This is a genomic window from Myxococcus sp. AM009 (genome assembly GCF_013372605.1).
In the GTDB taxonomy this organism is placed as follows: domain Bacteria; phylum Myxococcota; class Myxococcia; order Myxococcales; family Myxococcaceae; genus Myxococcus; species Myxococcus vastator.
In genome coordinates this window covers 1-19,464 of record NZ_JABXEP010000067.1, presented here as the reverse complement: position 1 = coordinate 19,464, position 19,464 = coordinate 1, and the positions used below count along the sequence as shown (strand labels likewise).

Below are 19,464 nucleotides of genomic sequence, written 5' to 3'. Positions count from 1 at the left end.
GGCGGCTCCTAGGGCCTGGACGTCGAGGCGGGCTTCACGAGCGTCTCGGTGCCGTACACACCGATGTCCGCCGGGTTCTTCACCGACAGGTCCGGGTTGGGGGCCAGGTCTCCCAGGTTCCCCTTCTTCCCCATGGCCACCGCGGTGTCGCGCTCCGGGCGCCTGTGCTTCAACCCGCGCTGCCGGGCCTGCTCCTTCGTGGCGTACTTCGCGAACCGCGCGTCGGTGAGGGTGTGGAGGAAGGCCACCACGTCGTCTATCTCCGCCTCCGTCAGCCCCAGGCGCTGCATGCCGCCATCCAGGTAGGGGTTGGGCACGCCGCCCTTGTTGTAGTGGTCCAGGACGTCCCACAGCGTCGCCAGGGAGCCGTCGTGCATGTACGGACCGGTGATGGCGATGTTGCGCAGCGTGGGCGTCTTGAAGGTGCCCACGTCATTCTCCTGCTTCGTCACCAGGAAGCGGCCCAGCTCGGAGAAGCGCGTCTGAAGCGCCAGCTCGTCAATCTGCTGCTCGTCGCCAGTGCGGACCACCTTCAGGGCCTCGCGGGCGAGCTTCACGAAGTCCTGCTTGTGCGCCGCGATGCCGATGTTGTGGAACTTCTGGTCGCTGAACAGCGGCGACACCACGTTGCCCGCGTGGCAGGTGTTGCAGCGGGCCTTGCCGTTGAAGAGCGCCCAGCCCCGACGCTCCGCGGCGGTGAGCGCCTTGGAGTCCCCGGTGATGAAGCGGTCGAAGCGGGCGTCGCCGGAGTAGAGCGTGCGCTCGAAGGCGGCGATGGCCGTCGCCAGGTCGTCGAAGTTCACCTCGCGGCCGAAGACCTTCTGGAAGTCCCTCACGTACTCCGGGATGGCCTTCACCTTGGCCACCACCGCCGCCTCGTCGGGCATGCCCATCTCCCGCGGGTTGAGGATGGGCAGCTTCGCCTGGTCCTCCAGCGTGGACGCGCGGCCGTCCCAGAACTGAGAGGCATTGAAGAGCGCGTTGAGGAGCGTGGGGCTGTTGCGCGTCACCTTCTGGCCCTTCACGCCCTCCGACACGGGCTTCGCGTCCGTGAAGCCGAAGCGAGCGTCATGACAGGTGGAGCAGGACACGGTGTTGTCCACCGACAGGCGCTGGTCGTTGAAGAGCTTCTCGCCCAGCAACACCCGCTCCGGCGTGGGCGCGAGGCTGGCCGGGACGGACAGCTTCCACAGCGCCGCCGACACGCCCGGTGGCAGGTCGGCGGGCGGAGGCGCCGCTTCCTTCCCAACCGTCTGGGCCTGCCCGGCCTGGGCGAACAGCAGGACGGCGAGCGACAGTGCAACGCCACACGGCGGGCGCATGGTCTCCCCTCCCCACCAACCGCGTTGCACGCTGCGAGGAGTCGAGGCGCCGGGCTGGGGTCAGTTCTTTCCCGAAAACATCACTATCCCCGTGCCGCGGTCCAGCTTGCGTTCACCCTTGCGTGGGCTGCCGAACATCTCGGACGCGCGCATCTTTCGCAAAAGGAGGGCGTCATGTGGGACCCGGGAGAGCTGCGCGAGGGAATGGCCGTGAGGGACGAGCACGGGCGGAGGCTCGGCACGGTGGTGCATATCGGAGACACGCACTTCGAGCTGGAGCAGGGCTGGCCGCCCAGCCGCGACTTCATGGTGAGCTTCCACCTGGTGGCGCGGGTGGACCACGGCGACGTGTTCCTCCACCCCGGCCACGGCGCCACCGTGCCCACGGAGGACGAGGCGCCCGACAGCGGCGCATACATCTGACGGCTAGCGTCCGGGCAGGCGCAGGTCGCGAGAGAGGAAGAGCAGCCCGGACGCCGTCGCCGGCGCGAGCACGGCCAGGGCGATGATGGCCCAGTCCAGCGGGCTCCGGGCGAGCGGCACGTTGTAGGTGACGGCCTGGACGAACGTCAGACACGCGTCCGCCGCCGTCAGCCCGCCCAGCACCGTGGCCAGGGAATCCCGCCAGCGCCGCACCAGGGAGAAGAGGCCCACGGTCAGGCCCACGTCGAACAGCACCCACGCCCACTGCACCTGGACGGACGGGAACCAGCGCGCCGTGGCGGGCAGCGCCAGCAGCGCGGTCCACGGGACGAGCAGCACGGCGAGCGCGTGCACCAGCAGGCGCGGACGCCGCAGCAACGTGGCGACGCCGAAGCGCAGCAGGCTGCCCTGCGCGAAGGCCCGCAGCGCGTCGTACACCGCCGCCAGCCCACCCCGAGGCTCGGGATAGGACAGATGGATGGGCACCCAGGCGTCAGGGCGAAACTTCCCCTTGAAGGTGCGCAGCCCCTCGAAGTCGAAGAGCGGCCGGCCGCACGCCCGCGCCAGCCGCAGCCACGGCCGCACGGGCCCCGCGAGCGGCGCCAGTCCCAGCGTCACGTAGCGCCGCCCGGTGGCGACCGCCGCGCGCATGGCCGCGTCCACCAACGCCTCCGCGGTGCCGTTGGGCGCCTCCGGATCCCTGAGCAGATCCTGGAGGAACCAGCCTTCGCGGGCATACACGGGCGACACCGACAGGAAGCCCACCACCTCGCCGTCCACCTCCGCGACGAAGGCGTGGCGCTCGCTCGCGAAGGCGTGGGGACGGAGCTGGACCAAAAAGCCCATGGGCGCCATGCGGCGGGACGCCAGCCAGCGCGCCTTCAGCAGCTCCACCGCGCGCCGCGTGGGGTGCAGCGAATCTCCCAGCTCCGTGGCGGGCACCTCGCGGACCTTCACGCCTCGCGCGCGGGCACGGCGCAGCTGCTCACGCAGGCCGCGGCTGCCTCGCACGACGTCGTCCCAGTGCGCCGGGTCCCAGACGGGCTGCTCGCCGATGGACAGCGACGCCATGGGGGCCAGCTCCAGGAAGCGCGGCTCGGTGGCGAAGAAGCACACGCGCCGACTCACTGCTCGCGCGGCCGCGCGGAAGTCCTCCGTCACCGAAGCCAGCCGCTCCGGCGCGGCGATGGGCGCTCCGGCCGCCACCCAGGCGCCGCCCGTGTCCACGTACGCCACGCACGCGTCGCCCGCCGGGTCGAACCAGTAGCGGAAGCCGGGCTGCAGCACCTGGAACGAGGTGGCGTTCCACCCGTACCGGCGCAGCAGCGCCAGCACCTGCTCGCGTGACTCCGGGCCAGCCGGGTCCTTCTTTGGGGAATGTCCTTCCACGCGCGGCGGAAGGTATGTGCCCCACCCCGTGGACGGCAAACGAGAACACCCTCTGTCCGGACCAGAGCCGCGTGCCTCATACGGCGCGCATGAGCGCGCGCGACGCAGCGAGGTCTCCAGCGACCACACGCGCGCGCCAGCCGACAGTTGCAGCACAAGAGGGCAGGCGGGCACTCAGGGAAAGCCAAAGTCAGCCTAGCGTGCGGGGCACTCCCTCCAACTGGAGCCCGTGGATTGAAATCTCCTTCACTCGCGGCCTGCGCGCTCGCGGCCCTGTTATCCCCCTGTCTGGCTGCCGCCAATGGAGACGATGCCGGTGGCGTGCGAACCAACACCGCGCGCCTGCTGACGACAGACGCGGCGGAGGTCATCGACGCGCCCGTGCTGGGACTCCAGCGCACGGCGCTGCCGCTGTTCTCGGGACTGGCCGTGGACACGTCCATGTATGCCAATGCCTTGCTGGCGCCCAACGTGGGGCTGCGCTGGGCGATGGCCGCCGGGCCACACCGCATCGTGCTGGGCGCGCGCTACACGCACTTCGTGGGCGCCTCCGTCTATTCGGACGTGGTGACGTCGGAGGCGGACACGCCGGCGCTCCAGCGCTTCGAGCCCGAGCTGTCCGGCCCCTCCTTCTACGGCGTCTATGGCCTGGCGCTGGGCCCCGTGCTGGTGCAGGGCGAGGCGCGCTACGGCCACTACACGTCCGACTACCTCTCCTTCACCGGCGCGCTGGCGTTCAACTTCGCGGGCCCCTGGTCCGTGGTGGGCGAGGCGGGCGTTCGCGTGAAGGGGGGCACCACCCTGCGCGCCGCCGCGGGCATCCGCTACGGCGGCGAGCACTTCGGCCTGGGCCTGGGCGCCACCTACGTGGACATGAGCGACCCGGCCCTTCCGGGAGAGAGCCTGCCCGTCCTTCCCGTCCTCGACCTGTCGTGGAGCTTCCGATGATGATGCGCGCCCTGCTGCTTCCCTGCGTGCTGCTGCTGTCCGCGTGCTCGGCGGAGATCGCCATCCAGACCGAGCCCTTCGACCAGGTGGTGCCCGTCACCTCGCTGCTCGAGCCCGTCTACGCGGAGGTGGCGCTCGACCTGCCGGAGGAGTCCGTCAACACACAGGACCTGGACATCATCGTCAACGAGGTCTCCGCCACCCTCGTGGTGGTCAACCCGTCCCCCACGCTCACCCTGCGCACGTCCGCGCGCCTGTCGCTCACCGGAAGCGCCACGCCGAACAACCCGCGGCTCTACACGGACTTCAACCGGCCGGCCTACTACGACAGGGCGACGGAAATCCTCGCCGAGCGGACCTTCCAGCCCGACTCGCGCACGCCGGTGCGCATCGATTCACCGGCGCTCAAGGAGGCCATTGGCCGGCGACGCGTCTGGGTCATCGTCAGCAACACGGTGGTCCGCTCCGGCCTCTCCCTGCCCCAGCTCCCGGCGCAAGTCCGGCTGGAGGACATCGTCTTCCAGGCCCTGCTCACCAAGCCCTTCCCCGGGCTGGGCGGCGCGCTGGAGGCCGGCGGCCTGTAGCCAGGGGCGGGCGCGGGTGGGAAGCTTGCGCGAGAGCGACTCGCCCGTGCCCTTCGCCTACTACGACACCCTCACCCCCGCCCAGCGGCGCGTCTACCGGATGAGTGACTCGGTGAGCGCGCTCCGGCTCCGCGAGCCCAAGACGCTGGAGCCCCTGGTGGCCGCGCTGCGCGAGGCCCTGGCGACGGGCCGGCAGCCGGACACCGAGCGCGCCACCGTCCGGCTGAGTGACGCCCTCTGCGAGCGGCTGGACCTGTTCGCGCCGCGGGTGGAGGTGCTGGAGGTCCGCCCGTCGTCGACGACGGGCGAGCTGCACGGCCTGTACAGCCTGGAGCGGGGTCGTCGCCCTCGCATCCAGCTGTGGATGCGGACCGCGAAGCACGCGCGGGTGGTGGCCTTCCGCACCTACCTCCGCACCCTGCTGCATGAGCTGTGTCACCACCTGGACTTTCTTCTGCTGGAGCTGCCCGCTTCCTTCCACACGGAAGGCTTCTTCCAGCGCGAATCCAGCCTCTTCCACCAGCTGGTGCCCCGCCCGGCCCGGCCACGGCGTTCCGGGGTCAGGAAGGGTGTGACGGCGGACACCCCCGACATAAGTCCAGGCAGGCGGCGGCGCGGAGGCTAGATTCCGCCTCCCTATGGCGCATCCGACCGAAGACAAGAACTTCCGCCTGCCGACCTCCATCCGTCCCCGCCGCTACACGGCCACGCTGACCCTGGACCTGGAGGCGAAGTCCTTCTCCGGCCAGCAGACCGTCGACCTGGACGTGGCGGCGCCGTCGAACGAAATCATCCTGCACGGCATCTCCCTGGCGCTGGGCGACGTGACGTTCCGCGCCGGTGGCCAGCAGCGCAAGCCGTCCTCCATCCAGCCCGCCCAGGCGAGCGAGACGGTGGTGCTCCGCTTCGAGGAAGCGCTGCCCACGGGCGCCGCGTCGCTGGACGTCGCGTGGACGGGGCGCTTCACCGAAGGGCTGCGCGGCCTGTACCAGGCGGGCAAGGTGGCGGCCACCCAGTTCGAGGCCGCCGACGCGCGCCGCCTCTTCCCCTGCTTCGACGAGCCCGCCTTCAAGGCGCGCTGGGCCCTCACCGTGCGCGTGCCGCCGGGGCTCACCGCGCTGGGCAACGGCCCGGTGGTGAAGGACACGCAGGAGGGCAACCTGCGCGCGGTGACGTTCCAGGAGACGGAGGTGCTCAGCAGCTACCTCATCGCCCTGGTGGTGGGCCCGCTGGTGGGCACGGACGCGGAGGACGTGCAGGGCGTGCCGGTGCGGACCTGGGCGCTGCCGGAGAAGGCGCACCTGACGCGCTTCGGCCAGGACGTGGCCCTGGCGGTGCTGCCCAGGCTCCAGGACTACTTCGGGCTGCCGTATGCCTTCACCAAGGTGGACCAGGTGGGCATCCCCGACTTCGAGGCCGGCGCCATGGAGAACGCCGGCCTGATTACCTACCGCGAGGTGGCGCTGCTGCTGGACCCTGCCACCGCGCCGCTGTCGGTGAAGAAGCGCGTTGCGGAGGTGGTGACGCACGAGCTGGCGCACCAGTGGTTCGGCAACTGGGTCACCATGGTGTGGTGGGACGACCTGTGGCTCAACGAGGCGTTCGCCACGTGGATGGCCTTCAAGATCGTGGACCAGTGGCGCCCCGAGTGGCGCATGTGGCTGGACTTCGACGCGCACCGCGCCAGCGCGCTGCACCTGGACGCGCTCAAGTCCACGCACCCCATCCACGGCGAGGTGCGCAACGCGGGCGAGGCCGGCGAGAGCTTCGACGCGATTACGTACGAGAAGGGCGGCGCGGTGCTGCGGATGATTGAGGGCTTCCTCGGGGAAGGCCCCTTCCGCGAGGGCATCCGCCAGTACATGCGCAAGCACGCGCGCGCCAACGCGGTGAAGGAAGACTTGTGGAACGCGCTGGGCGACGCCGCGAAGCAGCCGGTGGAGGAGCTGGCCACCGCGTGGGTGGGCCAGAGCGGCTTCCCGCTGGTGACGGCGACGCTGGACGGGCGCGGGCTGTCGCTGGCGCAGCGGCGCTTCTACACCGAGCCCGGCGCGCGGAGCGGTGAGACGTGGCCGGTGCCGGTGGTGCTGCGCTACGAGGACAGCACTGGCGTGCGCGAACAGCGCGTGCTGCTGCGGGACGCCCAGGCCACGGTGAAGCTGGAGGGCGAGGGCGAGGTGAAGTGGCTGACGGCCAACGCGGGCTCCACCGGCTTCTACCGGGTGGCCTACGACAAGCCGGCCCTGGCGAAGCTGGCGGCGAACCTGAAGGCGCTGGCCCCCTCCGAGCGCACCGCCCTGCTGGCGGACCAGTGGGCGCTGGTGCGCGCGGGACAGGTGTCGGTGGCGGACCTGCTGGACCTGGCGGGCCGCTTCGGTGACGAGGAGGACGACTCCGTCCTGGACGAGCTGGTGGGCCGGCTGGCCTACATCGAAGGCCGGCTGACGGACGGCGAGGACCAGGTGCGCTTCCGCGCGTGGGTGGAGAAGCTGCTGGGGCCCGGGCTGAAGAAGCTGGGCTGGCAGCCCGCGCCGAACGAGGCGGACCGGGTGAAGCTGCGGCGCGCATCGCTGGTGCGCGCGGTGGGCGGGCTGGCGCGCGGCCAGGACGCGCTCGCCGAGGCCCGGCCCCGCGTGGAGCGCATGCTCCAGGGACAGCGGGACGCGCTGGAGCCCAACCTGCTGGACGCCGCGGTGGGCATGGTGGCGCGCGCGGGCGACGCGGCGCTCTTCGACACCTTCCTCCAGAAGCTCCCGTCAGAGCCCGACCCGGCCACGCAGCGCCGCTACCTCCTGGCGCTCACCGCCTTCGAGGCCCCGGAGCTCACCGAGCGCGCGCGCGGGCTGCTCTACACGGACACGGTGAAGACGCAGGACGTGGCCAGCTTCGTCGCCGGACTGCTGGGCAACCGCGTCGGCCGCGACGCGTGGTGGGCGCAGATGCGCACGCAGTGGAAGGACGTGGTGGCCCGCACCGGCGGCGCCCCCATGCTGCTGCGCCGCATCGTCGAGGCCATGGGCATGCTGCGCACGCGCGAGCACTTGGAGCAGATGCAGGCCCTGCTCAAGGCCCAGCCCATCCCCGAGGCGCAGCAGGCCACGGCGCAGACGCTGGAGCGGCTGTCCCAGGACGTGGCGCTGCGTGAGCGCTGCATGCCCGAGGTGTCCGCGTGGCTGAAGCGCCAGCCATGAAGACGACGCTGACGGAGGCGAGCCTCTCGGGGGTGCGGGAGGCCCTGCGGCAGGCCAACGCGGGGCTCGAGCGCGCCTACCCGGGGGACTCGACCCGGCGGCAGCCGGTGCACGTGGTATACGGCGGCGCGCACCTCTTCCGGGCGGAGACGGCCCGGAAGCTGGGCGGCATCGCGCTGAACACGCTCAAGGAGTACGCACCGGACGCGCCCGTCCTCGCCCATGGGCTGGGGCTGCCCCAGCGCGGCCGCTTCGCCCAGCGCGTCTACGCGCGCGTGGTGGCCAAGCTGGAGCGCGAGCCGGTGGAGGACCTGCGCATCGACTTCGAGGACGGCTACGGGCACCGCTCCGACGCGGAGGAGGACGGGCACGCCGTGTCCACCGCGGAGGAGCTGGCGCGCGGGCTGGCGCGGGAGCTGCTACCGCCCTTCATCGGCATCCGGGTGAAGTCCTTCACCGAGGAGCTGTTCGACCGCGCCACACGCACGTTGGATTTGTTCCTCACCACGCTGCTGGAGCGCTCGGGTGGGAAGCTGCCACCCGGCTTCGTCGTCACGCTGCCCAAGGTGTCGCTGCCGGAGCAGGTGGCGGCGCTCGCCCGCGTCCTGGAGGTGCTGGAGACGCGGCACGGGCTGCCGGTGGGCACGGTGGGCATCGAGCTGATGGTGGAGACGCCCCAGGCGCTCTTCGACCAGCAGGGCCGGCTGCACCTGCCCACGCTGGTGGCCGCGAGCGCGGGCCGCTGCACCAGCGTCCACCTGGGCGTGTACGACTACACCGCCGCGCTGGGCGTCAGCGCGCATGCGCAGACGATGCTGCACCCGGCCTGCGACTTCCTGAGGGACCTGGTGCAGGTGTCACTCGCGGACACGGGCATCCGGCTGGCGGACGGCGCCACCAACGTCATGCCGGTGCCGCCCCACCGGGCGAAGCAGGACGAGCCGCTGCTGCCCACCGAGCGCCGGGAGAACATGGAGGCGATTCACCGGGTCTGGCAGGTGTCGTACCGGCACATCCGCCACTCGCTGGAGCGGGGCTGGTACCAGGGGTGGGACCTGCACCCGGGCCAGCTCCCCGTGCGCTACGCGGCGGTGTATGCGTTCTTCCTGGAGGGGCTGGACGCGGCCTCGCGCAGGCTCAGGGCCTTCATGGACAAGGCCGCGCAGGCCACGCTGGTGGGAGACGTCTTCGACGACGCGGCCACCGGCCAGGGCCTGCTCAACTTCTTCCTGCGCGGCCTGAGCTGCGGCGCGCTCACCCAGGACGAGGTGCTGGCGGCCGGCCTCACGCTGGAGGAGCTGCGCAGCCGCTCCTTCCGGGACATCGTCGCGGCGCGCCGCGCCCGGGCCAATTCCAGCTAGGTCGCGGCTCCAGGCTTCGTCATGCGGCGTCTCGCGCTCCTGCTGTGTTTCTCCTCCGCCTGTGCCGGACCGTCCGCGATGACGGCCCGGCCCGAGCAGCCCGTGCCCGAGCCGGGGCCCGCCTCGAAGGCACCTCCGTCGGCACCCGCGCCGACAGGTCCCCTCGCTCGGGAGCTGGCGCCGCTGCCCAAGCAGCGCGTGCGCTCCGCCGAAGGCATCTTCACCGCCGAGGTGGAAGCCACCGCCGCGCCCCGCCTGACGCGGCACGAAGGCTCCACGCGGCTGGAGATTCCCCTGGGCACGGAGGCGCCGCTGAGCTGCTTCGTGTACGAGCGCCCCATCGACGCGGCGGGCGCGGTGCTCGCGGTGGCCAAGGCGGTGCAAGGCCACCAGGGCGTCACCGTCCGGAGCATGACGCCCACGGACGTCTCCATCGTCGCGGACGCACCGGTGATGTTCGTGGACGTGGACTACGAGGTGGCCGCCCCCGGGGACAGCGTGAGCGCGGGACGGCTCAAGCTGATGGTGAGCGCGAGCCCGGAGCTGCCCCTGCTGTGCGCCCATGACGAGCCCGGCTACGCGCGAACCTTCCGCCGCGTCACCACCGGCCTGGCCGCCACGCTCGAGGTGCCCGGCCCCGCCCGGACGTCCGCGCGCACGAAGGCGCTTCGCGTGCTGAAGCTGGATGGCCGGCTCGCGGGCTTCGACTGGCGCACCGAGCGACTTCTGGAGGGCGGCTCGCGACGCACGGAGGTCTCCACCAGCCTGCTGCTGCCAGGCGCCGCGAAGGGTCCGCGCGCGGAGGACCGCACCCTCACCACCGTCACGGATGAGGCGGGGCGGCTGACGGAGCAGCGCCATGCGCATGCGGAAGACGGACGTCTCACGCTCCAGGTGACGCTCCGCCGCGAACGGGAGCCCCCGCCCGCCGCTCCCGGGACGGCGTACCGCTACGAGGGGCGCCAGGGCTCGCGCACGCTCAAGGGCACCTTCACGTCGAAGCGGGGGCTCGCCACGGAAGAGCGGGTCCACGACACCGTGCGCGACGTGCTGCGGCCGGGTGGCCCGGCGGAGGCAGTGCTCGACGTCTACCGACCCGCGGAGGTGCTCTCTGCCTCCATGGAGTTGGTGCTGCGCCGGACCCCCTCGGCTGGACCGCGAGCCCTGACGCTCACCACGGGGGCAATCACCGAGGAGGCGCGGGCCGACGCGAACGGCGCACTCGAGTGGACCGAGCGCGCCCACCCTGAGGGCCGGCTCACGTCCGAGCTCATCCACACCGCCCCGACGCCCTGAACGCGGCCCCTCACCTCACCAGAGCATGTCCTGGTCCTCGGTGACGCCGGGGACGTTGGACAGCTCCAGCGTGCGGCTCCCCACGCGCACGGTTCCGTTGAAGAAGCCCACCGGCTGCGCGAAGTGGCTCACGACGAGGCGCAGGTTCCGGTCCTCGCGGTGCACATGGAGGGGCTCGAAGCGCAGGTCCACCGCGCCATCCACCGTCGCCAGCCGCCACGGCGCCATCAGGTCCTTCGCGTCGTATTCGAAGCGGGCGCGCGCCAGCGGGTACAGCGTGTCCCCCAGCCACAGCGCATTCTCATTGGCGTCCGCGTTGCCCTCGTTGAAGCCCTCCACGAGGTTGATGCCCACCGGCGTGCCGTCCGCCAGCCGCCCCGCCGCGAAGGCCCAGCGCCAGGCGGTGTGCCGCGCCAGGTAGCCCTGCGTGTAGTCCATGCCGCCCACGCCGCCGTCCAACCGGAAGCGCTTCCCGCCCGCCTCCAGGCTGCCGAAGGCGAGCAGGCCGTTGCTCTTCATGGTGACGTTCACCAGCCCGTCACCCTCCACCGGCGCCACCACCGTGAGCGCGGGCGGGCCGCCGGCCACCATCAAGTCGCCCTCCCACTGGAAGGACTGGAGGCTCCCGGTGCGCAGCCGGCTGACGTCCACCGCCACCCGGTAGCGCTCGTCGTCCTGGCCGCGCTGCACCGACAGCCGTCCGCCCAGCGTGCGGAAGGAGGCCTTGAGGCCCTGCCCCGGCTTGTCGCCCAGCTCCACCATGGGGCCGGGCGCGCCCAGGAAGCTCACGTCACACAGCGGCTTGCGCTCGCGCAGGTCCAGGGCCACCGCGAAGGCGCTCGACGTGTAGCCCAGGTCCACCACCGCGAAGAGCGCGGCGACCTCGGGCGTGGCCGCGAAGGTGTAGTGCCAGCGCTTGCGCTTCAGCAGCCGCGTGGCGCGGCCCGGGGCCCACTGCCCCCGCAGGCGCGGCAGGTCCACTTCGGGCAGCTCACCCTGGTAGGTACCGAATCGGGGCTCCCCCCCGGAGGTGGCCACGGAGGCTGGCGCGGGAGGGAACAAGGCGTCTCGCTCTGGCTTCATCTGGCCCCATTGGAAGGAAAAGGCGCGTGGCTGTCATGTCAGGCCGCCGCCCAAGTGCCACCCGCCGACAGTGACACCTGAGAGGGTGTGCGGAGCGTAACGCAACGTCGGCGCGCTGGGGCCCCCCGTCAGCCCCGGCCGAAGACGATGCGCTCCTGGGACAACAGCCGGGCGGTGACCACCAGCGCCAGCACCGTGAGCAGGAGGCTGGACACGCCCGCGATGAGGAACGGCAGCGCGCCCAGCGGCTCACCGCGCATCACCTCGCCCGCGAGCACCTCCTGGCCCAGCACCGGCACCGCGAACATCCACAGCTTCGGCTGGAGCGGCGACAGGGCCAGCACCATGCCCGGCATCATCGGCACCACCATCAGCAGGGACAGGTACGTCTGCGCTTCCTTGAAGGAGCGTGCATAGGTGGACACCCACACCTGCACGGCGGAGGCGGCCAGCGCCAGCGGCAGCACGGCGGCGGCCATGCCCAGGGCGGCGGACGCGTCGAAGCGGGCCTTCACCCCCAGGTCCTCCAAGGGCACGCGCCGCACCACCAACATGTAGCCCACCAGCGTTATCAGCACCGCCGCGACGGCCATGACCACGGTGGCCAGCCACTTGCCCGTCACCACCGCGCCCCGGGGCGCCGGGTTGAGCAGCAGGGGCTCCAGCGAGCCGCGCTCGCGCTCCCCCGCCATGGCGTCGCTGGCCACCTGCATGCCGCCCGCGAAGGCGGCGATGACCAGGAAGAGCGGCACCATGTTGAGCAGGCCCGCCGCGGTGCGCTCCGGCGTGGACAGGTCCGCCTCCTGCACCCGCACGGGGATGGCCAGCTCCGGCGCGACGCCCCGCGCATACAGGCGCTGCGTGCCCAGGAGCTGGGCGTACGCCTCCAGCAGTCGCCGCGCGCGCAGCACCGACTGGCGCGCGGACTGGCGCGAGCTGTCCACCACGAGCTGCACCTCGGCGGTGCGCCCGGCGGAGTACGCTTCGGCGTAGTCGTCCGGCACTATCAGCACCGCGTCCAGCGAGCCCGCCCGGATGCGCGACTCGTAGTCCTCCGGCGCCGCTTCCAGCTGCGCGCCGTAGCGCTCCAGGAAGGCCATCAGGCTGGGGGCGTGCTCCCGCCCCACCACCGGCAGCGCCAGCGGCCGGTCCTGCCGGTACCAGGAGGCCAGCAGGTTGAACATCACCATGAACACGACGGGGCCAATCAGCGGCCACGCCAGCGAGGTGAGCACCGAGCGCCTGTCGCGCAGGTGGTCCTTCAACTCCTTGCGGAAGACGGAGAAGGACAGCCCGCTCATTGCATCAACCCCTGGTCCGTGCCGATGGTGGCCACGAAGGCCTCCTCCAGGCTGTCCTTGCCGGTGCTCGCGCGCAGCGCCTCCGGCGTCCCGTCCGCCACCACCCGTCCGTGCGCCACCACCACGATGCGGTCACACAGCGCGGCCACCTCCTGCATGACGTGGCTGGAGAACACCACGCACCGGCCCTCATCCTTCAGCCGCCGCAGCAGCGTGCGCACCGAGCGCGTGCTCATGACGTCCAGCCCGTTGGTGGGCTCGTCCAGGAGCACGTTGCGAGGCCCATGCACCAGCGCCCGCGCCAGGGCCACCTTCACGCGCTGGCCCTGGCTGAAGCCCTCCGTGCGGCGGTCCGCGATGTCCCGCATGTCCAACAGGTCCAGCAGCTCGTCCACGCGCTTGTCCAGCGCGGCGCCGGACAGGCCGTGCAGCTCGCCGTAGTAGCGCGCGTGCTCGCGGGCGGTGAGGCGCGGATAGAGGCCGCGCGCGTCCGGCAGCACCCCCAGCGCCCGCCGGGCCTCCTGGGGCCGCTGCACCACGTCCACGCCGTCCACCAGCGCGGTGCCGCGGTCCGGCCGCACCAGCGTGTAGAGCATGCGCATCGTCGTCGTCTTGCCCGCGCCGTTGGGGCCCAGCAGGCCGGTGATGACGCCGTCCTCCGCCGTGAAGGACACGTCCTCCACCGCCGTCACCTTCTTGCCAAAGCGCTTGTGCAGGTTCCTGGCTTCAATCATGGCGCGCGCGTCCTCACGGCACCGGGCCGGCGAAGGAGGTGAAGAAGGGAGGCCGGGTGAGACTGGCGCCGCAGGTGGACGACAGCCCCTCCACGCGCCCCTGGTTCAGCAGGTCCACCATCAGCGTGCGCGCGCAGTCCACGCCCATCGTGTTGTGGCCCACGCCGGGCACCACCACGTGCAGGCTGTTGGAGAGCGTGCGCTTCGCCTCCTCGGCCCACGCGGGCGGCGTCACCGGGTCCAGCTCGCCCGACAAGAGCAGCGTGGGCACCGACGACACCACCGGCTCGCGGTAGCCCTGGGGCAGGGCGGCGCGCGGCCAGTCCGCGCAGACGGAGAGCACTTCCCGGCCCATGGTCGGGCCGAACCAGGTGCCCTGCGACTCGCGAGCCACCGCCGCCTCGTCGTAGAAGGGCGCGTCCTCCGCGCACACGACGGCGAAGTAGAGGCCCTGGCTCACCGTGCGGCCCAGGTTCTCCGTCAGGCCCACGCTGAGCGCGACGAAGGGGGACCAGTCTCCCTGCGTGGCCCGGTCCAGCATCAGCGGCACCAGGGAGGACAGCTCCGGGCTGTAGAGCTGCACGAAGAGCTGCGACAGGAAGGCGCGGCGCGACAGGACGACCTCCTCCAGCACGCCGGTGCGCGGGTGCGCCACCCGGGTGCGCGCGGGCGTGGTCTCCAGCGTCGTCAGCAACGCCTCCGTCCTGGGCCGCAGGTCCGGATACGCATTGGCGCACGCCGCGTCCGCCTCGCAGTTCGCCAGCAGACGGTCCAGCGCCTGCTGCGCGTCGCGGGGTGCGTAGAGCGGCAGGTACAGCCCCATGGGCGCCACGCCGTCCAGGATGGCGGTCCGCACGCGCTCCGGGTGCCGCCGCATGTACACGAGCGCCGCGCGCGTGCCGTAGGACACGCCCCAGAGGTTGAGCTGCTCGTAGCCCAGCGCCTCGCGGACCTCGTCCAGGTCGTCCATGGCGACGGGCGTGGTGTAGTGGCGCACGTCCGCGTCCCAGCCCTCGCGGCACTTGCGCACCTCCTCCGCCGCGCCGCTCTCCTCGAGCCGCGAGGACAGGCCCTCTTCCGGCGTGTCCGTCTTGCAGTTCAGCGGATTCGAGTCTCCCGTGCCCCGCTGGTCCACCAGCACGATGTCGCGCTTGCGGCGGATGCGCTCCACCGCCATCAACACCTGCGTCGAACGCGACGCCGCCTGGCCCGGGCCTCCCGCCAGCAGCACCAGCGGATCCGGCCGCGGCTGCGCCGCCAGCGCCGGCACCACCACGACGCGCAGGGGAATCTTGCGGCCCGTGCGAGCGGCCCGGTCCTCGAAGACCTCGTAGGTTCCGCACTGGGCCTGCGTGGCCAGCCCCTCCAACCGGCAGGGCTTCAGCGACAGGGTCCGCCGCTCCGCGGGGTCCTGGCTGCTCTTGGAACAGGACACCGAGGCCGCGGCCAGCAAGCCCAGGGCCAGCCAGGCGCGCCAGGGTGGAAGATGGGCGGAGATGTGTGCACGGACCCCGGACAAGGGTGCCTCCATCTGGGTACGGGAGGCTTCCCACATACCACCTCCCACGGCATTGCATTGAATCCGCGCGGAGAGGGGCCGTCCGGTGATACGCCCATGCCCACCATGAAACGCGCCCTCCTCGTCCTGGCCGTCCTTGGACTCACCACGCTCAGTGGCTGCGCCGCCCTCCAGAAGATGCTGAAGGGGGCCTTCAAGAAGCCCACCCTCTCCTTCAAGACAGCCCGGCTCGCGGATGCGTCCTTGTCCGACGCCACCATCAACCTGGTCTACGAGCTGAACAACCCCAACGGCTTCGGGTTGAACCTGGCCGAGGTGGACTACGCCTTCTTCGTGGAGGGCAAGCAGGTGGTGGCTGGAAAGCCGCGCTCCGGGCTGGCGCTCAAGGCCAACGGCAAGAGCGAGCTCGTCTTCCCCGCCAACGTGAAGTTCGCGGACATCGTCCCCGTGCTGGAGACGTTCCTCAAGCAGGACAAGGCCGCCTTCAAGGCGCAGGGCAAGCTGGGCGTGAAGACGCCCGTGGGCGTGCTGAGCTTCCCGCTGGCGAAGGAGGGCACCTTCGAGGTCCCCAAGGTTCCGCAGGTGTCCTTCCAGGCGCCGCGCATCAAGAACATCACCCTGTCCGGCGCCACCGTGGAGTTCCCGCTGTCCATCACCAACCGCAACAGCTTCCCGCTGCCGGTGGCCGGCATCACCGGCGCGCTGAAGGTGGCGGGCGCGGATGTGGGCACGCTCTCCACCGGCAACCTGGGCAAGCTGGACGGCAGCGGGACGAAGCAGGTCACCCTGCCCCTCACCATCAACTTCGCGCGCGCGGCGAACGCGGCGCTGGCCCTGCGCTCGGGCGGAAATGCGCAGGTCCGCCTGGACGGCAAGCTCACCTCGGAATCCCAGAGCGTTCCCCTGAGTCTCAGTCAGCTCGTCAATTTCGTTAAGTGACGCCTGCCTGCACTGCGGGCAGGGGAGCTGAACGCAGGGTTGTCCCAGGGCGCCCCAGACGTTACGGTGGGGCGTCCTTGCCGCTTTTTCCAAGGTCCAGACCCACATGCGCCGCATCCTCTTCAAGTCGAAAATCCACCGCGCGACCGTCACCCAGGCTGACCTGGATTACGAAGGGTCCGTCACCATCGACCGCGACCTGCTCCGCGCCGCCGACATCGTGGAGAACGAGAAGGTCGCGGTCTGGAACATCACCCAGGGCACGCGCCTGGAGACCTACGCGCTGGAAGGTGAGGCCGGCAGCGGCGTCATCTGCATCAACGGCGCGGCGGCGCACCTGAACAAGCCGGGCGACCTGGTCATCCTGGCCACCTTCGCGGAAGTGGAGGAGGCCGAGGTGGCGACCTGGAAGCCCACCGTGGTGTTCGTGGACAAGGACAACCGCGTGGTGCCCGGGCAGACGACCGAGATTCCGGGCCCGCAGCGTCGCTCGGCCTGACGGCTCCGCTGACCGCGGGCTGCTTTGCCCCATCGAACGCCTTTTGCCATGCTCCACCCTTTCTTAGAGGGTGGGATCATGGGCCCCGAAGGAGTCGATACGATGAGGCGGTCGTGGGTGAGCGCTGGCGCGCTCTCGCTGGTGCTGACAGGTTGTACGGGCACGGGGGCCTTCCGTCCGGATCCGAACAACGACGACCCGCTCTACGGGGTCATCCCCGTCGTGAAGGCGCCGCCGCAGAACCGGTGTGAGGCGCTGGGCACGTCGTCCCCGCGGGGCTCGTGTGACGACGCCCTCTACCTGGCCACCGAGTACACCCGTCGGCTCTCGGTGGGTGATGAAATCTGCCTTGAAGGCGGCTACGGCGAAGACCCGGGCTCCGCGTGCAAGGCGCGCGCGGCCATCATCGACACCTCTCCCAACCAGGTGAAGCTGGAGGTGCGCGGGCCGAAGCCAGACTCGCGCTGGTTCAACGTGGAGATGCGGCACGCCTGGTACGAAGAAGGCGCGCTGGTGGACCTCTACCTGTCCGAGCGGGGTTATTGAGGGATGGGCATCTACGACAGCGTGGCCGAGCGGCTGGCCTTCATGAAGAAGATGACACCGGCGGAGCTGAAGAAGCTCGGCTCGGCGCGGCTGTCGGACATCGTCCTGCAGGAGGTGGCGCGCTCGCGCGTGCGCATCGCCACGCTGGAGAAGCGCTACCCGCAGGCGTCGCCGCGGGAGCTGGCCCAGCGCATCGTGGACGAGAAGAAGAACCTCGCCAGCATGGTGGGCGGGGTGAGCGGGGTGTTCGGGCTGGTGGCGTTGCCGGCGGACCTGCTCTTCATGGCGTACCTGCAAATCCTCCTGCTCACGGACGTGGCCACCCTCTACAAGGTGAACCTCAAGACGGAGCGGGCGCGCGGGGAGATGCTGGATTTGTTCGGCTACGCCAACGGCCTGGGCCCGCTGCCCCGCGCGGGGCCGAAGGTGCTGGGGAAGCTGGCCGCCATGCTGCTGGAGAAGGGTGGCATGCAGACGCTGGGGCGGGCCATGCCGCTGGTGGCCGCGCCCGTCACCGCCTACTTCAACAACCAGCACATCCAGATGGTGGGCGAGCAGGCCGTGCGCTTCTACGAGGGCTTCGACAAGGCGCACACCAAGGCGAAGGCCCAGCGCAAGAAGGCCAGCGGCGCCTGACGCACCCCGCTCATTTCCCTCCGTGGGTCCGATATGCCTTCCGTGCCGGGCCGTTGATGACCCCGTCGGGGGCTTTTCCCCCCATGGAGACGGGCGGTCATCGGGCTCCCTCGGATGGAGGAGCGATGACGCCCGAGAGACGGAGACGACCAGGATGTCCGAGCTCTCGGCGGAAGTGCGGGTGCAGGTGGCGCGGTTGAAGAACCTGCTCATCGACGTAGCGCGCTGCGGTGCGCTGGGCAGTCCCCTGGGGGCCCTCCCGCATACCGAGCTGGACCCGATGGAGGTCCAGGCCATCTGGTGGCTGAAGGCGGAGAGCCTCCTTCCCGTGAACATCCTCGCGGAGCGGCTGGGTGGCATCGCTCCGCCGCGCCTGAGCCGGCTGTTGGACAGGCTGGAGGCCGCGCAGCTCGTCCAGCGCGAGCGCTCCGTGCGGCATGACCGGCGCCGCGTGCGGGTGCGGCTCACCGAGCAGGGGCGCGCGCTGGCGGAGCAGGCCGACTCGGTGGTCCAGGAGCGCATGGCGCGGCTGCTGATGCCGTTGGAAGGCGAGCAGCGCAGCGCGCTGATGGACCTGCTGGAGGGCTGGGTGGAGGCCCTGGGCGGCAAGAATCGCGCGCCTGAGCTGGCCGCCGAGGAGGGCGATGCGGACGCCCCGGTGGCCGATGCGCTGGAGCCCGCCGCGGCGCCCAGGCGCACTCGCGCGGAGTTGATCGCCATCACCGCCAACGCGGCCTGACGTGCGCGGCCCCGGCCCTGCTCGTGGCCAGCGCCGCGAGCGGGGTCTTCCCTAGAGCTGAACGCGCACCTCGCCCGCTCGCCGGCAAGCCTCGGCAACGTCCCCTGTCCAAGGCGCGTAGCCCTCCGCCTCGACCTCCAGGTGAAGGCCGAACGGCCTCACGCGCCCCAACCGCCAACGGCCCCGCGCATCCGTGAGGCCCCACGCGGGAGGCAGTGAGCCCACGTCGCTGGAGGCGGTGACCCGCGCGCCGAACACCGGCTTGCGCCCGGCCGTGACGAGCACCTCGCAGTCCCTCCCCTCCACGTCCACCTGGAAGGTGACGGCGCCGTCCACCCGGTCCTCGCCCATGTCCGCGGCGGTGCTGCTGTAGACCTCGTGAACGGAGAAGGAAACCAGCACCCGGTAGCGCCCCGGCGCCAGGATGGACACGGCCATCCCATCCTCCTCCTGGATGAAGGCGCCGGCGGAGGCCAGCTCCCACCGCGTCCCATCGCGCCACCGCTGGAGGATGAACACGGGATAGGGCTTCTGGGTCCGCGCCTCTAGCTGTGCCCGCATCGCGCCATCCATGCGCAACACGAGCCACCGGTAGGGCTTCACGCGCCACGTCACCTCGGCATCGCGCACCCCCGGCTCGGGGCTGAAGTCGAAAGCCTGCTCCGTCGCGACCACCGGGCGTCCGGAGACCGGCGACGCCACCTCGACGCGGAAGCGGGACGGCGCCCAGGACGGCAGCCCCGACACGACAAAACGCCCATCCGGCGCGAGCGGAACCTCCACGTCCTCCGGCCCCAACAACCTCGCGCCCTCCGGTGGACGGAACGTTCCTTCCAGCTCCAGCTTCCCCCGCAGCGTCACCGCTTCACCCAATCCCTCAGGGAAGAGCGAGTCCACGTCCAACACCACCGACTCCAACCGCCCCTCGCGCAGCGGCACCTCCACCCCGCCGCT

19 protein-coding genes are annotated in these 19,464 nt (G+C 71.3%); 12 read left to right on the top strand and 7 right to left on the bottom strand.

From position 1 onward, the window contains the following. Window positions 1-8: 8 nt before the first annotated feature. A complete protein-coding gene (locus HV824_RS18170) occupies window positions 9-1,322 on the bottom strand; it encodes a cytochrome-c peroxidase (protein WP_176423866.1) in 1,314 nt (437 codons plus the stop codon). 174 nt (window positions 1,323-1,496) lie between these two features. Here HV824_RS18170 and HV824_RS18165 point away from each other — a divergent pair, with 174 nt between their 5' ends. After that, complete coding sequence (locus HV824_RS18165) at window positions 1,497-1,745, top strand: DUF2171 domain-containing protein (RefSeq protein WP_163781318.1); 249 nt, start codon at window positions 1,497-1,499, stop codon at window positions 1,743-1,745. A gap of 3 nt (window positions 1,746-1,748) precedes the next feature. Here the strand turns inward: HV824_RS18165 and HV824_RS18160 are convergent, their stop codons facing one another. After that, window positions 1,749-3,134, bottom strand: a complete 1,386-nt coding sequence (locus HV824_RS18160) for a DUF2156 domain-containing protein (RefSeq protein WP_176423865.1) — start codon at window positions 3,132-3,134, stop codon at window positions 1,749-1,751. Window positions 3,135-3,455: 321 nt separating this feature from the next. Between HV824_RS18160 and HV824_RS18155 the strand changes: the two genes are divergently transcribed. The 6 genes from HV824_RS18155 to HV824_RS18130 are packed head-to-tail and all read left to right on the top strand — an operon-like array spanning window position 3,456 to window position 10,514. Beyond that, window positions 3,456-4,082, top strand: a complete 627-nt coding sequence (locus tag HV824_RS18155) for a hypothetical protein (protein WP_368738073.1) — start codon at window positions 3,456-3,458, stop codon at window positions 4,080-4,082. Continuing rightward, entirely contained in the window at window positions 4,079-4,666 is a 588-nt protein-coding gene (locus HV824_RS18150) for a hypothetical protein (protein ID WP_255208134.1), read from the top strand. The genes HV824_RS18155 and HV824_RS18150 overlap by 4 nt, the downstream gene beginning before the upstream one ends. Window positions 4,667-4,712: 46 nt before the next feature. Then, on the top strand, window positions 4,713-5,291 hold the full coding sequence (locus HV824_RS18145) for a Wss1p-related putative metallopeptidase (RefSeq protein ID WP_176415920.1): 579 nt from the start codon (window positions 4,713-4,715) through the stop codon (window positions 5,289-5,291). A 13-nt stretch (window positions 5,292-5,304) separates the two neighbouring features. Further along, window positions 5,305-7,857, top strand: a complete 2,553-nt coding sequence (locus tag HV824_RS18140) for a M1 family metallopeptidase (protein ID WP_176423863.1) — start codon at window positions 5,305-5,307, stop codon at window positions 7,855-7,857. Then, a complete protein-coding gene (locus HV824_RS18135) occupies window positions 7,854-9,218 on the top strand; it encodes a phosphoenolpyruvate kinase (RefSeq protein ID WP_176423862.1) in 1,365 nt (454 codons plus the stop codon). Before HV824_RS18140 ends, HV824_RS18135 begins: the two co-directional genes overlap by 4 nt. Before the next feature lie 21 nt (window positions 9,219-9,239). Then, window positions 9,240-10,514, top strand: coding sequence for a hypothetical protein (locus HV824_RS18130; RefSeq protein ID WP_176423861.1), 1,275 nt, complete (start codon window positions 9,240-9,242; stop codon window positions 10,512-10,514). A 15-nt stretch (window positions 10,515-10,529) separates the two neighbouring features. Here HV824_RS18130 and HV824_RS18125 read toward each other — a convergent pair whose 3' ends face one another. From HV824_RS18125 to HV824_RS18110, 4 genes are all read right to left on the bottom strand, one after another. Beyond that, window positions 10,530-11,597, bottom strand: coding sequence for a DUF2804 domain-containing protein (locus HV824_RS18125; RefSeq protein ID WP_176415796.1), 1,068 nt, complete (start codon window positions 11,595-11,597; stop codon window positions 10,530-10,532). A 128-nt stretch (window positions 11,598-11,725) separates the two neighbouring features. Continuing rightward, entirely contained in the window at window positions 11,726-12,898 is a 1,173-nt protein-coding gene (locus HV824_RS18120; RefSeq protein ID WP_176415797.1) for an ABC transporter permease, read from the bottom strand. Continuing rightward, window positions 12,895-13,632, bottom strand: coding sequence for an ATP-binding cassette domain-containing protein (locus tag HV824_RS18115; protein WP_163781336.1), 738 nt, complete (start codon window positions 13,630-13,632; stop codon window positions 12,895-12,897). Before HV824_RS18115 ends, HV824_RS18120 begins: the two co-directional genes overlap by 4 nt. Before the next feature lie 13 nt (window positions 13,633-13,645). Continuing rightward, window positions 13,646-15,163 carry an alpha/beta hydrolase gene (locus tag HV824_RS18110; RefSeq protein WP_176423860.1) on the bottom strand — a complete coding sequence of 506 codons (1,518 nt, stop codon included), beginning with the start codon at window positions 15,161-15,163 and terminating at the stop codon, window positions 13,646-13,648. Window positions 15,164-15,247: 84 nt separating this feature from the next. On the opposite strand from HV824_RS18110, the gene HV824_RS18105 reads away from it, so the two are divergent. The 5 genes from HV824_RS18105 (at window position 15,248) to HV824_RS18085 (ending at window position 18,510) form a co-directional block, all read left to right on the top strand. Further along, window positions 15,248-16,090 (top strand): LEA type 2 family protein, encoded by an 843-nt coding sequence (locus HV824_RS18105; RefSeq protein WP_176415799.1) that lies wholly within the window; start codon window positions 15,248-15,250, stop codon window positions 16,088-16,090. 106 nt (window positions 16,091-16,196) lie between these two features. Then, on the top strand, window positions 16,197-16,589 hold the full coding sequence (panD, locus tag HV824_RS18100) for an aspartate 1-decarboxylase (RefSeq protein WP_163781340.1): 393 nt from the start codon (window positions 16,197-16,199) through the stop codon (window positions 16,587-16,589). Window positions 16,590-16,691: 102 nt separating this feature from the next. Further along, window positions 16,692-17,135 carry a hypothetical protein gene (locus HV824_RS18095; RefSeq protein WP_176415800.1) on the top strand — a complete coding sequence of 148 codons (444 nt, stop codon included), beginning with the start codon at window positions 16,692-16,694 and terminating at the stop codon, window positions 17,133-17,135. Window positions 17,136-17,138: 3 nt separating this feature from the next. Next, complete coding sequence (locus tag HV824_RS18090; RefSeq protein WP_176415801.1) at window positions 17,139-17,771, top strand: EcsC family protein; 633 nt, start codon at window positions 17,139-17,141, stop codon at window positions 17,769-17,771. A 154-nt stretch (window positions 17,772-17,925) separates the two neighbouring features. Then, window positions 17,926-18,510 carry a MarR family winged helix-turn-helix transcriptional regulator gene (locus HV824_RS18085; RefSeq protein ID WP_176423859.1) on the top strand — a complete coding sequence of 195 codons (585 nt, stop codon included), beginning with the start codon at window positions 17,926-17,928 and terminating at the stop codon, window positions 18,508-18,510. 51 nt (window positions 18,511-18,561) lie between these two features. Here the strand turns inward: HV824_RS18085 and HV824_RS18080 are convergent. After that, on the bottom strand, window positions 18,562-19,464 hold a 903-nt coding region (locus tag HV824_RS18080), incomplete at its 5' end, for a carboxypeptidase-like regulatory domain-containing protein (protein WP_176423858.1).